Source organism: Yersinia alsatica, from assembly GCF_902170305.1.
Classification (GTDB): Bacteria; Pseudomonadota; Gammaproteobacteria; order Enterobacterales; family Enterobacteriaceae; genus Yersinia; species Yersinia alsatica.
Genome location: NZ_CABHWW010000007.1, coordinates 142,953 through 156,792, shown reverse-complemented (window position 1 = coordinate 156,792; position 13,840 = coordinate 142,953). Strand labels below are relative to the sequence as shown.

Here is a 13,840-nt window from a genome sequence, read left to right as displayed (position 1 = left end):
CTCACCCTATGATTGTGGCCCGAAACAGTGTTATCGCGGCTACGCTTCGCGACTTTCTACCGGTTCTTGAATGATACGTGGTGGCGCTTTGCGCAACCAAATCCACCAGGCAAGTGTCATTAATGCCACCCAAGCCAGGCCGACATACATGGCAATTCGGGTGTCAGGGAAATACCCCAGAACCGCAATAATAAATACCATAAAGATAATGGTCAGAATCGGTGCTGCTGGCCAGAAGGGAACAGGGAAGGCCAGACGGGCAACATTTTCTTTGCTCATCGAGCGGCGCATCGCCACCTGTGATATCAGAATCATTAACCACACCCAGACCGTCGCAAAAGTCGCAATTGAAGCAATAATCAGGAATACATTTTTCGGAATCAGATAGTTCAACACCACGCCACATAACAGCGCAATTGCCATCACCAAAATAGTCATCCATGGCACACCATTGCGCGTCAGGCGGCTAAAGCACTTAGGTGCTAATCCTTCCTGTGCCATGCCATACATCATACGGCCCGCACCATAGATGTCGCTGTTGATCGCTGAAATAGCCGCAGTGATCACCACTAGATTCAGAATATTGGCTGCGGAGCTAATACCCAAGCTACTGAAAATTTCCACAAAAGGACTGCCATTTTGCCCAATACTATTCCATGGATAGATGGCCATCAGAACAAATAGAGTCAAAACATAGAACAACAGAATGCGTACCGGAACAGTATTGATAGCGCGGGGCAATACTTTCTCTGGATTCTTCGCCTCACTGGCGGTTACCCCAATAATTTCAATACCGCCAAAAGCAAACATCACTACGGCAAATGAAGCAATCACGCCCGAAATTCCATTGGGCATAAACCCTTGATGAGACCATAAATTGCTGACCCCGGTACTCTCATGACCCGCACCAAAGCCAAACATCATAATCCCCAGCCCTGCTGCAATCATGGCGATAATCGCGGTCACTTTTAGCAGAGATAACCAAAACTCCATCTCACCAAAAACTTTGACTGAACAGAGGTTTAGCGCACCAATAAAGAAAATAATGCTCAAAACCCAAACCCATTGCGGGGCATCAGGGAACCACAGGCCCATATAAATCCCAAACGCCGTGACATCGGCCAGCGCCACAATAATCATCTCAAAGGTATACGTCCAACCGGTCAGAAAACCGGCCAGTGGCCCCAGATAGCGGCTGGCATAGTGACCGAAAGAGCCTGCAACCGGATCATGTACGGCCATTTCGCCCAGTGCTCGCATCACCATAAACACTGCAGCGCCACCAATCAGGTAAGCCAGTAATACTGCCGGCCCTGCCAGACGAATTGCCTCGGCAGAACCATAAAATAAGCCGGTACCAATAGCGGAACCTAACGCCATGAACCGGATATGCCGGGCACTAAGGCCGCGTTTCAGCGTGGATGAATCATTCTTCATGGTACATTCTCGCAAGATTTGTGCCCTTTCAGGCAGGGGTTCAGAGAGGGTGATCCCGGTTACCGGGATCACCTATAGGTCAATATAATGACTGCTTATTATTCGATTAGTTATTAAAGACTTGGTAGTAGATGCGGAGGCATCAATTCATTCATATGATGCTGAGCAATAAGTTGACTTGCAGCTTCAATATCGGGGGCAAAGAAACGATCTTTTTCGTAGTAGGCAACATGCTTACGTAACAAGTGGCGCGCGGGTTCCAGCGCATCTGATGTTTTCAAGCCTTTACGCAAATCCAGCCCCTGACACGCCGCCAGCCACTCGACAGCCAAAATACCGCGCACGTTCTCAGCCATCTCCCATAAGCGTTTACCTGCTCGTGGAGCCATAGAAACATGATCTTCCTGATTGGCTGAGGTTGGGATGCTATCGACACTCGAAGGGAACGCCAGCCCTTTGTTCTCACTAGTGAGGGCCGCGGCCGTGACCTGAGCAATCATAAAGCCAGAGTTTACACCGCCGTTTTCCACCAAGAATGGCGGTAACTGCGACATATGTTTATCCATCAATAGCGAAATACGCCGCTCGGATAACGAGCCAATTTCCGCCAATGCCAGTGCCAGATTGTCCGCCGCCATAGCCACCGGCTCTGCATGGAAGTTACCACCAGATAACACGTCGCCTTGCTCCGCAAACACCAATGGGTTATCTGACACTGCGTTTGACTCAATTGCCAGCACTTCTGCTGCCTGACGCATTTGGGTCAGGCAGGCACCCATGACCTGTGGTTGGCAACGCAGAGAATATGGATCTTGCACTTTGTCACAATTTCGATGAGATTCAGAGACTTCGCTCCGCTCGCCAAGTAAATGACGATAAGTGCTCGCGGCATCAATTTGCCCACGCTGGCCTCTCACTGCATGAATACGCGCATCAAATGGGCTGCGAGAGCCTAATGCCGCTTCCACCGTCAAGCTGCCAAAGACCGAGGCCGCAGCATACAGATCTTCTGCTTCAAATAAGCCGCGCAGTGCATAAGCGGTAGAAACCTGTGTGCCATTAAGCAGTGCCAGCCCCTCTTTTGCCGCGAGAGTCAGAGGTTGCAAGCCCGCTTTAGCCAATGCGGCGCGGGCATCCAGCCACTCCCCTTGATAACGAGCTTTACCTTCACCGAGCAATAACAAGCTCATGTGAGCCAGCGGAGCCAGATCACCAGAAGCCCCCACTGAGCCTTTTAGTGGGATATGCGGGTAAACTTGTGCATTAACCAAGGTGATTAATGCTTGAATAACCTCTAGACGAATGCCGGAGAAACCACGAGCCAGGCTATTGATTTTTAACACCATAATCAAGCGCACAATAGCATCATCATTTGGTTCGCCAACACCTGCCGCATGGGACAGAACAATTGAGCGTTGCAGGTTTTCTAAATCTTCGGTCGCAATACGGGTCGATGCCAGTAGGCCAAAGCCGGTATTGATACCATAAGCTGTGCGCTTCTCTGCCAATATGGCCTGCACACAATCCACACTTTGTTGAATAGCCGCATAAGCATTTTCATCCAGAGTGATATGAACTGGATGTTGATAAATATGCCGCAAGTCAGCCAGAGTCATCTGGCCGGGGCGCAGGGTCATGGTTTCGAGGGTTGTTTTCATTATTTTTTACCTTGAGTCGCGGCAACCATTGGCAGGTTCAACCCCTGCTCTTGTGCGCAATGAATAGCGATGTCATAACCCGCGTCAGCATGGCGCATCACGCCAGTCGCCGGATCGTTATGTAATACTCGGGCGATACGTTCTGCGGCCTCGTCACTGCCATCACATACCACCACCATGCCTGAATGTTGTGAGAAGCCCATCCCCACACCGCCACCATGATGCAGTGACACCCAAGTTGCACCACTGGCAGTATTTAGTAATGCGTTAAGCAGCGGCCAGTCAGAGACGGCATCAGAGCCATCCTGCATCGCTTCGGTTTCACGGTTAGGGCTGGCCACTGAGCCAGAGTCCAGATGATCACGACCAATCACAATCGGAGCCGATAATTCACCGGTACGTACCATCTCATTGAAGGCCAAGCCTAATTTAGCGCGCTGACCTAAACCGACCCAGCAAATACGAGCCGGTAGCCCTTGGAAGCTAATACGCTCACGCGCCATATCTAACCAGTGATGCAAGTGCTCATCATCAGGGATAAGTTCTTTAACCTTAGCATCCGTTTTATAAATGTCATCCGGGCTACCAGAGAGTGCGACCCAGCGGAATGGACCAATGCCACGGCAGAAGAGTGGGCGAATGTAAGCAGGAACAAAACCAGGGAAATCAAAAGCATGGGTCACGCCCATATCTTGTGCCATTTGGCGGATATTATTGCCGTAATCAAAGGTCGGGATGCCCATATTGTGAAAGGCCAGCATCGCTTCAACATGTTCAGCCATAGAGGTTTTCGCTGCGTTAACCACTAGCGCTGGCTCACTTTCAGCACGTTGACGATACTCTTCCCAGCTCCAGCCTTTTGGTAAATAACCATTTAGTGGATCATGAGCACTGGTTTGGTCGGTCACCATGTCCGGGCGAACCCCGCGGCGTACCAGTTCAGGTAAAATCTCGGCCGCATTGCCACACAAGGCGATAGAAACAGCATCACCCGCCGCGGTGTATTTTTTGATTCGAGCTAATGCGTCATCCAGATCAATGGCTTGTTCATCAACATAACGAGTTTTCAGGCGAAAATCGATGCGACTCTGCTGGCACTCAATATTGAGAGAACAAGCGCCAGCCAAGGTTGCTGCCAGCGGCTGTGCTCCCCCCATGCCACCCAATCCTGCCGTCAATACCCAGCGCCCTTTTAGACTACCGCCAAAGTGCTGTCGACCGGCTTCCACGAAAGTTTCATAGGTGCCCTGCACAATGCCTTGGCTGCCGATATAGATCCAACTGCCCGCCGTCATCTGGCCATACATAGCCAGCCCTTTAGCATCTAATTCGTTAAAATGTTCCCAATTAGCCCAATGAGGCACCAGATTCGAGTTAGCAATCAATACTCTAGGTGCATTACTGTGAGTTTTAAATACTCCCACCGGCTTGCCTGACTGGATCAGCAAAGTCTCGTCATCATTCAGATGCGTCAGACTTTCCACAATCTTGTCATAACATTCCCAGTTGCGGGCGGCACGGCCAATACCGCCGTAAACCACTAATTCTTTGGGATTCTCAGCGACTTCAGGATCAAGATTATTCATCAACATACGTAGCGGAGCTTCAGTCAGCCAACTTTTGGCAGTAAGTTTTGTGCCACGCGAGGCTCGAATCTCATTATCACGGAATCTGTTTTGGGCAGTCACGGCAATTTCCTTCAACCAGTTTTTCAGGTATCGACGACATTACTTAGCTTGAGTATTTATTAACATATACTCGTATAGACAAGTACAATCAAGCAGCAAAAAAATGATGAACGCTCGCAATGCCTCAAAAAAACAGAGACAGTAATTTTCTTTAAAATTAGTTAGTTATATAAAACCCCATTCTATATTAAGGCCAAGCGGGAGGATTTTTGACATGATTTCAGCAACCAAAGCAGCATAAAATTGGTTTGTTTTTGCGCACGAAGTCACATATATTTCACACGAATTTTACATTACATCACCAAAAATGCGGGATGCCTCGCGTGACAATTGAGGGATATTTGCCACTTAACTTAAGAAGGTCAGTAGCAAAGAGATAGCAGAAAGGGTCGATTAGAGTTGCGGTTTGCCCTAGTAACCCCTGCCAACCTATTTATTTGTGATGAGCCTGGCTATCAACGGGCGCCTGCTCTCGTTCCGTTAAACCATAGTCCCGCACTACCGTCGCAACCCGCAGACGATAACCGGCGAAGACGCCATCACGCCCAGCCTCTTGAGCCATTCGATGCTGTTCAATATTTCGCCATTGCTTAACCGCATCTTCATCACGCCAGAATGACAGCGACAGTAATTTTTGTGGGTGGCTCAAACTTTGAAAACGCTCCACCGAAATAAAGCCATCCATTTGTTCTAACAAGGGTTTTAATGCTGCGGCGTAGTCTAAATATGCATTGTATTCACCCTCTGCGGGTTCTACTTCAAAGATGACTGCGATCATAGGGTTACTCCTGCCAGTCGGGTCTTCAGAACAGCACGGTTTTGCTTCTAAAGTCAGTTCGCTATAGCCAAGTTATTAGCAACTAAGCCAGTGCTAATGAACTGCATTCGTTATGACGATATCGGCAATGTAATCAAATAGTTCGAAACTTTATAGTGCTCATTTTTAGCTGACGCTGCAATTCACTACCTCACATAGCCCCAACTCCATACCTATCTTCATAGCGAAATGTGATCCACTGCTGATTATTATTTACTCACCTGAACTATTATTTGGACATTATTAAATGCAAACGTTGTCATTATTCTCTGTGACAGCCTTAGTGTTTATATCTATTAATTTGTTTTGTATGAGATTATTTTTTTAATCATTTATGCAAACGTTGTCATTAAGGTGATGCATGGCCAATATAATTGATATTGCGAAGAAAACAGGTCTTTCTGCCTCAACCGTGTCACGCACCTTGACCCGGCCCGAGAAGGTCGCGGCGGCAACGCGTGAACGCGTGATGAAAGCCATCGATGAACTGGGCTATGAAGCCAATATCTTTGCCCGTAATCTTCGCCAAGGCGGCTCACAAGTCATTGGTTTGGTGGTGTCCGATATTCTCAACACTTTCCACGCTACCATTGTGAAAGCGGTACAGGACGTTGCTTATAAAGCAGGTTATACCCTGATTGTCGGCAGTACTGATGAAGACTCGCTACGTGAAGAGCAACTGATGACACAGCTGCGTAGCCATATGCTACAAGGCCTAATAATCACTCCAACACATAACACACGCGATAACTTACAGCGTTTTACCAATATTCCGGTGGTAGAAATAGACCGAATTTCAGGCCATGCCGGTAGCGATACTGTATTGCTGAATAATATCCTCGGGGTGAATATGGCAGCCCGTCACCTGCTGGACTTACAGCATTCCCGTATTGCTTATATTGGTGGTAGCACACAGACCATCACTTTTGCTGAACGTTTGGCGGGTTTTCGCCAATCTTGTCCCGAACAGGCCAATACCGATGTGATTGAAATTCCAGCAACAACATCACTGTTTGCCGATGCCTGCGAACAAACTCATCTGTTGATGTCCAAACCCGCCGCCCAGCGCCCAACGGCAATTATTGCAGCAAATAACGATATCGCCGCGGGTGTAGTGCATGCCATTTATCAGCGCAATATCAGAATGCCTGATGAAGTCTCAGTGGTCGCCTTTGACGATCCGGATTGGGCCAGCTTCTTCCCATGCCCACTCACAACAATTCGCCAGCCGGTATATGACATGGGGAAACATGCAGCTGAGTTATTAATAGAACGCCTACGAGGCAATATCAGCGGAGCTGCTGTTTCAGAACGTTTTGATCCACAACTCATTGTACGCGCATCAACAGCACGGCCTTATTGAGGCCAGCTTTTTTTGTTTTTTTAAACCAATACCAGGGAATTATTAGAGGATAAATGATGACTATAGCCTTACATACCATCCCATTAATTGAGCCAACTGCGGAGAACCTTGCCCCCTTTGCCCGTTGGGTCGGTCAACCCACAACCTCTCCCACATTGGCAAGAGGCGATATCGATTGTTATCACAACATTTGTGATGCCAATGATTTCAATGAGCATCCGGTCGCCAGCTACCTGATTTGTTATCCACGTCCGTTATTAATGGAGCAAATAGAGCGGCATCGCTTAATGGAAGAAGCTTTTATCCCCTTAAAGGGAGACAGTGTGATGGTACTTGGCGCTCCCGGTGAGCTTGATCCGCAAAAACTGGTCGCAGTTTATATGGATGGATCGTTTGGATTAATTCTTTACCGTGATACTTGGCATTTCGCTCCCTTTGCATTAGGACAACCAGCAACCTATATGCTGCTGTCAGGTAAAGATTCGGGGCCAGATATCGAAGTCGTTGATCTCGGTCCGTATCCTATTAGCCAACCGGAATATCAGGAGCGAAAATGAAACGGATTATTTGTTATGGCGAGAGTTTGATCGACTTTACTCATGACGGTCATGCTTTTATTCCTCACCCCGGCGGCTCACCCTATAACGTGGCTATTGCACTTGGTCGCCTGGGCTCACAGGTAGATTATTGCACGCAACTCAGTACCGATATGTTCGGCAATATGCTATTGCAGCATTTACAGCTCAATCATGTGGGCACCACCACCATTAGCCGTAGCCCAGCACCTTCAACATTGGCATTTGTATTAACTCATCCGGAGACTGAACCCGAATATGCATTTTATTCCCGTCAGGCCGCAGATGTTATTATTCAACCAGAAGATCTCCCCGCACCAATTGATGCAAAATTACATCATTTCGGGTCTATTTCTTTGATGCAAGAACCCTGTGGAACAACATGGGAACATTATTTAACACGACTTGATGGTTTTATTTCCTTTGATCCTAACATTCGCTCAAGTTTAATTCCTGAACGCCAGGCTTATCTTGACCGATTTAATCGCATCACCCGGAAAATACAATTATTACGCCTCAGTCTGTCTGACCTTCAATGGCTAGCTCCCGATGAAACCGTTGAGCATTTTGTCGCTCGAATGTTTGCACAAGGCATTTTGATGGTGGCCATTACCAGTGGCAGTGATGGTGCTTGGGTTTATACCCCACAGTCGAAGCAATACCAACCCGTCACACCAGTGGAAGTGGCTGATACCATTGGGGCTGGCGATACATTTACTGCAGGACTATTGTCAGTTCTGGTGGAGGGGATTGAAGGCAAAACCTTGGCGAAACTGAATGACAGTATGCTATTACGGGCACTGAAAACCGGCAGTATCGCAGCGGCATTAAACTGTTGTAATAAAGGAGCAAATCCGCCAACAGCAGATGAAATAAATAAATTGATGTAATTATTCACCCTCTTACAGATAAAAGATATGCCCTTCCATGGGTAGGGCCACTTTTATCTGAAAACAAAAAATCATGGGGTAATATTATGAGCATAAAAAATATGTTCACCACGCCTGATGGAAAAAACCACGGGTTTACATTCTTTCTTCTTACCTGTCTTTTTTTAGTATTAGGTTTCAGTACCGGGTTAATTGATATTCTGAATAAACATTTTCAAAATACCTTGCAGGTTTCTAAAGCTGGCTCTGCATTAGTACAATTTGCTAACTATATCGGTTATTTCGTCATGGCAATCCCCGCGGGGATACTGGCTCGACGTTATGGATATAAAGGCGGTATTTTTATTGGGTTAGCATTAATCGCACTGGGAGCATTCTGGTTTATTTCTGCTGCCAGCATCGGGGAATATTGGGCGTTTTTGGTCGGGCTATTTATTCTGGCAACCGGCCTAACCTGCATTGAGACGATTGCTAATCCTTTTGCTACTGTGATGGGTTCACCTGAACAGGGTGCGGCACGTCTGAACTTATCGCAATCCTGTACCGGTATTGGCTTGATATTTGGCCCACTGATCGGCGGACACTTTATTTTATCGGCCACCGGCGATGTAAATACCAGTAATGATGCTCTATTCATTCCATATATGGGCATTGGTTTGGCAGTCGCCATACTGGCACTGGTTTTTTTCTTCACAAAAATTCCAGATATCACCCCCGAATCGGATATTCCGCAAGAGGGATATACCCAGAACACCCCTTCTTTATGGCAGCGCCCCCATTTTGTGTTAGCCATTGTTGCCCAGTTCTTATATGTGGCAGGGCAAACCGGTGTATTTAGCTTCTTTATCAACTATGTTGTCGACCACTCCCCTCTATTTAGCCAAGTTGTCGCAGCATTTTTACCCGATAGCTGGAGCTGGCAATCACCTGATGGTTGGAAATTCACTGAACGAGGTGCCTCACAGTTATTGGCATTTGGTGGCTTTGGGTTATTTATGATCGGACGATTCACTGGCGGTCTGCTATTGAGCAAGATTTCAGCTCACAAACTGCTGTGGATCTTTGCCGCAATTGACTGTGTATTGATGGTTATCATTATGTTTGCTGAAGGCTGGTTGGCAGTAACATCACTGATTCTTAGTTTCTATTTCATGTCCATTATGTTCCCGACCATCTTTGCCCTGGGTATTTTTGGGCTAGGTGAGCAAACGAAAAAAGCCTCGTCCTATATTGTTATGTCGATTGTGGGTGGAGCCGTGATGCCGATGCTCATGGGTGGCATTGCGGATGCCTATTCAATGGCGCTAGGATTTATCATGCCACTAGGGTGCTTCGTTATTATTGGATTGTATGGAATATTTTGGACAAAACTGCATGCACAAAGCATCAGCCAGCTTAAAGCGATGCCCTTAAATCCAACGCCATAGCGAGAATATTCATAGTTTGTAGCTGAGTATTCTATTCAGTCCCCATGCCACCAACAGAATTCATGCCTGCTTGGTGGCTTCAACATTTTATAAATGACTTATGATAGGAATAAAGCCAGTCCAATACCTATAAACGACAAGTCATATCCATGCATCTAAGGTTGGTTTGTGCTAACTGCGATGGATAAAAGCTTTCACTGATTAGTGTAAAACCATTCTTTTCATAAAATGCAGAGGCATTAGGTGTTGAAGCAAGCAACAGTGTTGTGAAGCCCCGCACTCTGGCTTCATGCTTGATAGCATCCAGAATCAGAGTAGCCATACCCCGACCTTCAAATTCCGGTAAGGTGAAAATAGCCTCCACACTACCTGACGATAAATCCAGAAACCCCGTCGCAACAGGAACTTGGCTGTTTGGATCATCAACCACGAAGAATGGATTATTCGCCACCGCTTGCCGGTATCCTTCAGGCATCAAATCCGGGGTCCATGCCGCCAATGTTTTGCCATCATAAACATCTCTACACCCATGCCTAATGGCTTGATTTCTCACCCACCAAAGCTGCTCTGCTTCATCAGGTGACGCTAACCTGGCTTGCATACATCCTCCTGTTTTTATTCGCTATAACTCCATTGTAAATAATAGCTGGCCCCAAAATGATAAAAGCCCCGACTAGATTTAGTCAGGGCTTTTAAGGTACTACACATTTAAAATTAAACATTAATCAACTTAATAACGTGATACTGACTTTCGTACTGTTTATAAAGATGTACATGATTTACAGGAATATTTTCGTTGGTAACTAACTATGCCCTCCAATATATTAACTGAATGGTAACATTCCCAGTCTAATTTAATTTAGCCATGTTTTTGATAACGCTAGCTAAATTAGTACACCACCCTCGCGATATATACTCTTTGTTACGTGGCTTTACTTTCGTCGCGATATTCTCGATCTCATACTGATGTACACAAATCGCGAACATTACTATTAACAACAAAGCCTTAACTCATCGCGTATCGTCCACAAAATGCGATTATGAAGATTTACTGCGTGACCTTAAAGCATCATCGCATGAGTCAATTATAGGAAAACTCATAGCGAATCTCACATAAAAAAATATTTCGTGACCTTTATCGCATTATTTAAATCTGCTACATGGACACCGGCTAAATAAAAGTTTGCTACTAATTGCACCGGTGTTGAATTCCAATCTACGTGTTATAGATGAGATGTCAATACTGTTTTTAAGCACATGTCTTTATTATCAGTACTATTGCAAAATTTATAGCGATTTATTGATTTAAAATAACTTCCATCATCGGCTTTAGGACAAAAAATACACAAAGACCTTGCCGCACTGTTTTATGGAAGCAAAAAAATTTTCCCATGAAAACTATGGGTTTTGAGAAGAGTGGTACGGAAGCGTTTTGACAAAAGATCATAGATAAGATTAACAATGAGTATATCTATCCTGTTATCTATCAAGAGATTGGTACGTTAAATGCTTAAGTGACGTGAGGTGGCGTGATTCTTAATCTTTAAAGGTATCCCACGATGCCTTTTTGTATTTTGGCGGTTATGCCGCAGTTTCTAGAGGCTCGTTGAGATCTTGATAGTTAATGCGAGAGAGGCCGCGTTTGTGGGTGAAACATGGATAACGTCAACAACTATGCCTAATTAGTAATTGCTAAATCAAACCCATAAATCAACCTAATAGGTTAATTAATTGCTACAAATAACCTACTAGGTTATATTTGTGGGGTGGGATTTGCTCAAGGATGGCAATGAAATGGAGAAACGGACTCCGCATACTCGTTTACTGAAAGTAAAAGAATTGGTATCGAAAGGGAATGTTAAATCGACTCGAACTGCCAGAGATGGGGCCGAGGAGTTGGGACTAAGTTTTAGTGATATGTGTGATGTAGTTTGCCAACTGACTAGCACTGATTTTTATAAAAGTATGACTACACATCAAGATCATACCATTTGGCAGGATGTGTACCGACCTATGCTTTCCTGTGGTCGTGTTTATTTAAAAATCACGATTATCGATGATGTTTTGATTGTCTCGTTTAAGGAGCTTTAATGATGAAATGTCCAGTTTGTGGTGGTGCAGAATTAATCCACGAAGCGCGTGACGTTCCCTTTACTTATAAAGGGCGTAAATTCATCGTCGATAACGTGATAGGACAACATTGCCCGGCATGTGGTGAAACTGTTATGACCGAAGCAGAGTCCGATGCCTATGCAGCAAAAACGATGCTTTTGCGAAAAATGGTCAATACAGAATCAATTAAACCTGAATATATTGTTCAGGTCAGAAAGAAGTTGGGCTTAAATCAGCGAGAAGCTAGTGAGATTTTTGGCGGTGGAGTTAATGCATTTTCACGTTACGAAAAGGGCAAGGCATTGCCACATCCATCAACAATAAAACTATTACAAGTCCTTGATAAACACCCTGAACTATTGAATGAAATTAGGTAGTTTTTGATTACGAGAGAACATGGGAGACAACCTTTGGCGGAAGATCACAGGAGTTGAACCTGCCAAGGACCGCTGGCGGCCCCATCTGGATTTGAAGTCCAGCCGCCCCACCGGGGACGATGATCTTCCATAAGGAAAGATGGTAAGGGGGGGATTATAGCGTGTTTATTGTATGGTGCTATCCATTAGATAAGTATCATGAATAAATCACCCGACCAGACGACGGGTAAAATTATCATCATCGGCACGGAAATGGCTAATAGCTGACTTCGCCATATTTATCACGGTGTTCTTTCGGGGTAATCGAATAGCCTTTTTTGAATACCGAATAGAAATATTGCAGTGATGGATAGCCACACATTTGCGAGATTTCATTGATAGGCAATGATGTCGCCGACAGTAAATTGCGCGCCCGATCGAGTTTTTCTTCATGAATAACACCATGAATAGTCTGCCCAATGTCATCTTTAAAGCGCTTTTCCAAATTTGATCGCGACATTCCCACGGCATCCAGCACCTGCTCGACTTTAATCCCCTTACAAGCATGATGACGAATATAATGCATGGCCTGAATCACTGCCGGATCACGTAATGAGCGGAAATCAGTGGAGCGCCTCGCCATCACTTTAACGGGTGGTACCAAAATGCGCTGCAATGGCGGGGATTCTTGCTGTTTCTGGCGCTGGTTAAGGCGTTGATGCAGCATCTTGGCTGCCCGATATCCCATCTGCCGAGTGCCTTGCACTACCGACGACAGCGCCACTCGCGATAAATAGCGGGTTAACTCTTCATTATCAATGCCAATGACACTCAATTTCTCTGGCACTGCAATATCCAAATGCTCACACACTTGTAATAAATGGCGCGCTCTAGCATCAGTGACAGCAATAATGCCCGTCTGATGTGGCAACGTCTGCACCCAATCTGACAACCGGTTTTGCGTGTATTGCCAATTAGCGGGCGCCGTCGCCATCCCCTGATAAACCACGCCCTGATATTGCTCCGCTGCCACTAATTGTCGAAAAGCATATTCCCGCTCCTGTGCCCAGCGCTTATCACTGCTGGCAGGTAATCCGTAGAAGGCAAAACGGTTTAATCCCTTCTCTTTCAAATGCATAAAAGCAGCCTCTACCAAAGCCGCATTGTCAGTCGCAATATAATCTACTGGCGGATAATCTTCTGCTTGATGGTAAGAGCCTCCCACACCAACAATCGGGACATCAACATTCGCCAACAATTGCTCTATCTGCCGATCATCAAAATCTGCAATGACACCATCACCTAACCAATCCTTGATATTATCAATGCGGCAACGAAAATCCTCTTCAATAAAGATATCCCAATCACATTGTGATGCTTGCAGATACTCGCCGACACCTTCCACCACTTGCCGGTCGTACACTTTGTTAGCATTAAATAGCAAGGTTATCCGGTAGCGTTTCTCAAACATGGAATAGCTCCTGAAATGAGTGGAATAGAGGAATTGAGTAGTAAAG

The 13,840-nt window shown here is 45.8% G+C and carries 12 protein-coding genes and 1 tRNA gene; 6 read left to right on the top strand and 7 right to left on the bottom strand.

Going from position 1 to position 13,840, the window contains the following annotated elements; genetic code table 11:
• Positions 1-39 precede the first annotated feature (39 nt).
• The 4 genes from FTA96_RS02640 to FTA96_RS02625 all read right to left on the bottom strand — a co-directional run bounded on the left by FTA96_RS02640 (position 40) and on the right by FTA96_RS02625 (position 5,561).
• Positions 40-1,437: an amino acid permease gene (locus tag FTA96_RS02640; RefSeq protein ID WP_050123661.1), complete on the bottom strand. Its 1,398-nt coding sequence runs from the start codon at positions 1,435-1,437 to the stop codon at positions 40-42.
• A 113-nt stretch (positions 1,438-1,550) separates the two neighbouring features.
• Complete coding sequence (hutH, locus tag FTA96_RS02635) at positions 1,551-3,095, bottom strand: histidine ammonia-lyase (protein ID WP_050123660.1); 1,545 nt, start codon at positions 3,093-3,095, stop codon at positions 1,551-1,553.
• A complete protein-coding gene (hutU, locus tag FTA96_RS02630) occupies positions 3,095-4,783 on the bottom strand; it encodes a urocanate hydratase (protein WP_050123658.1) in 1,689 nt (562 codons plus the stop codon). Before hutU ends, hutH begins: the two co-directional genes overlap by 1 nt.
• 433 nt (positions 4,784-5,216) lie before the next feature.
• Positions 5,217-5,561 (bottom strand): antibiotic biosynthesis monooxygenase family protein, encoded by a 345-nt coding sequence (locus FTA96_RS02625; RefSeq protein WP_050151886.1) that lies wholly within the window; start codon positions 5,559-5,561, stop codon positions 5,217-5,219.
• 400 nt (positions 5,562-5,961) lie between these two features.
• Here FTA96_RS02625 and FTA96_RS02620 point away from each other — a divergent pair, with 400 nt between their 5' ends.
• From FTA96_RS02620 to fucP, 4 genes are all read left to right on the top strand, one after another.
• Complete coding sequence (locus FTA96_RS02620; RefSeq protein WP_050109201.1) at positions 5,962-6,963, top strand: LacI family DNA-binding transcriptional regulator; 1,002 nt, start codon at positions 5,962-5,964, stop codon at positions 6,961-6,963.
• Between the two features lie 53 nt (positions 6,964-7,016).
• On the top strand, positions 7,017-7,520 hold the full coding sequence (locus FTA96_RS02615) for an ureidoglycolate lyase (protein ID WP_235897412.1): 504 nt from the start codon (positions 7,017-7,019) through the stop codon (positions 7,518-7,520).
• Complete coding sequence (locus FTA96_RS02610) at positions 7,517-8,428, top strand: carbohydrate kinase family protein (RefSeq protein ID WP_145506143.1); 912 nt, start codon at positions 7,517-7,519, stop codon at positions 8,426-8,428. Before FTA96_RS02615 ends, FTA96_RS02610 begins: the two co-directional genes overlap by 4 nt.
• 86 nt (positions 8,429-8,514) lie before the next feature.
• Positions 8,515-9,855: an L-fucose:H+ symporter permease gene (fucP, locus tag FTA96_RS02605; protein WP_050123653.1), complete on the top strand. Its 1,341-nt coding sequence runs from the start codon at positions 8,515-8,517 to the stop codon at positions 9,853-9,855.
• A gap of 127 nt (positions 9,856-9,982) precedes the next feature.
• Here fucP and FTA96_RS02600 read toward each other — a convergent pair whose 3' ends face one another.
• Positions 9,983-10,456, bottom strand: a complete 474-nt coding sequence (locus FTA96_RS02600; protein ID WP_050151883.1) for a GNAT family N-acetyltransferase — start codon at positions 10,454-10,456, stop codon at positions 9,983-9,985.
• A 1,193-nt stretch (positions 10,457-11,649) separates the two neighbouring features.
• Here FTA96_RS02600 and FTA96_RS02595 point away from each other — a divergent pair.
• Together FTA96_RS02595 and FTA96_RS02590 are read left to right on the top strand one after the other, a co-directional pair.
• Complete coding sequence (locus FTA96_RS02595; RefSeq protein ID WP_145533010.1) at positions 11,650-11,946, top strand: type II toxin-antitoxin system MqsR family toxin; 297 nt, start codon at positions 11,650-11,652, stop codon at positions 11,944-11,946.
• The gene (locus FTA96_RS02590) at positions 11,946-12,344 is read left to right on the top strand and encodes a type II toxin-antitoxin system MqsA family antitoxin (RefSeq protein WP_050109207.1); all 399 of its coding nucleotides are present in this window, start codon (positions 11,946-11,948) and stop codon (positions 12,342-12,344) included. The genes FTA96_RS02595 and FTA96_RS02590 overlap by 1 nt, the downstream gene beginning before the upstream one ends.
• A 34-nt stretch (positions 12,345-12,378) precedes the next feature.
• On the opposite strand, the gene FTA96_RS23210 is transcribed toward FTA96_RS02590, so the two are convergent.
• Positions 12,379-12,473, bottom strand: a tRNA-Sec gene (locus FTA96_RS23210).
• 127 nt (positions 12,474-12,600) lie between these two features.
• Complete coding sequence (gene xylR / locus FTA96_RS02585) at positions 12,601-13,794, bottom strand: D-xylose utilization transcriptional activator XylR (protein WP_050109216.1); 1,194 nt, start codon at positions 13,792-13,794, stop codon at positions 12,601-12,603.
• Between the last annotated feature and the right edge of the window lie 46 nt (positions 13,795-13,840).

Excerpts from the sequence above, each read along its gene's own strand:
- FTA96_RS02640 (WP_050123661.1), bottom strand. The coding sequence starts at position 1,437 with ATGAAGAATGATTCATCCACGCTGAAACGCGGCCTTAGTGCCCGGCAT.
- hutH (WP_050123660.1), bottom strand. The coding sequence starts at position 3,095 with ATGAAAACAACCCTCGAAACCATGACCCTGCGCCCCGGCCAGATGACT.
- FTA96_RS02625 (WP_050151886.1), bottom strand. The coding sequence starts at position 5,561 with ATGATCGCAGTCATCTTTGAAGTAGAACCCGCAGAGGGTGAATACAAT.
- FTA96_RS02620 (WP_050109201.1), top strand. The coding sequence starts at position 5,962 with ATGGCCAATATAATTGATATTGCGAAGAAAACAGGTCTTTCTGCCTCA.
- FTA96_RS02615 (WP_235897412.1), top strand. The coding sequence starts at position 7,017 with ATGATGACTATAGCCTTACATACCATCCCATTAATTGAGCCAACTGCG.
- FTA96_RS02610 (WP_145506143.1), top strand. The coding sequence starts at position 7,517 with ATGAAACGGATTATTTGTTATGGCGAGAGTTTGATCGACTTTACTCAT.
- fucP (WP_050123653.1), top strand. The coding sequence starts at position 8,515 with ATGAGCATAAAAAATATGTTCACCACGCCTGATGGAAAAAACCACGGG.
- FTA96_RS02600 (WP_050151883.1), bottom strand. The coding sequence starts at position 10,456 with ATGCAAGCCAGGTTAGCGTCACCTGATGAAGCAGAGCAGCTTTGGTGG.
- FTA96_RS02595 (WP_145533010.1), top strand. The coding sequence starts at position 11,650 with ATGGAGAAACGGACTCCGCATACTCGTTTACTGAAAGTAAAAGAATTG.
- FTA96_RS02590 (WP_050109207.1), top strand. The coding sequence starts at position 11,946 with ATGATGAAATGTCCAGTTTGTGGTGGTGCAGAATTAATCCACGAAGCG.
- xylR (WP_050109216.1), bottom strand. The coding sequence starts at position 13,794 with ATGTTTGAGAAACGCTACCGGATAACCTTGCTATTTAATGCTAACAAA.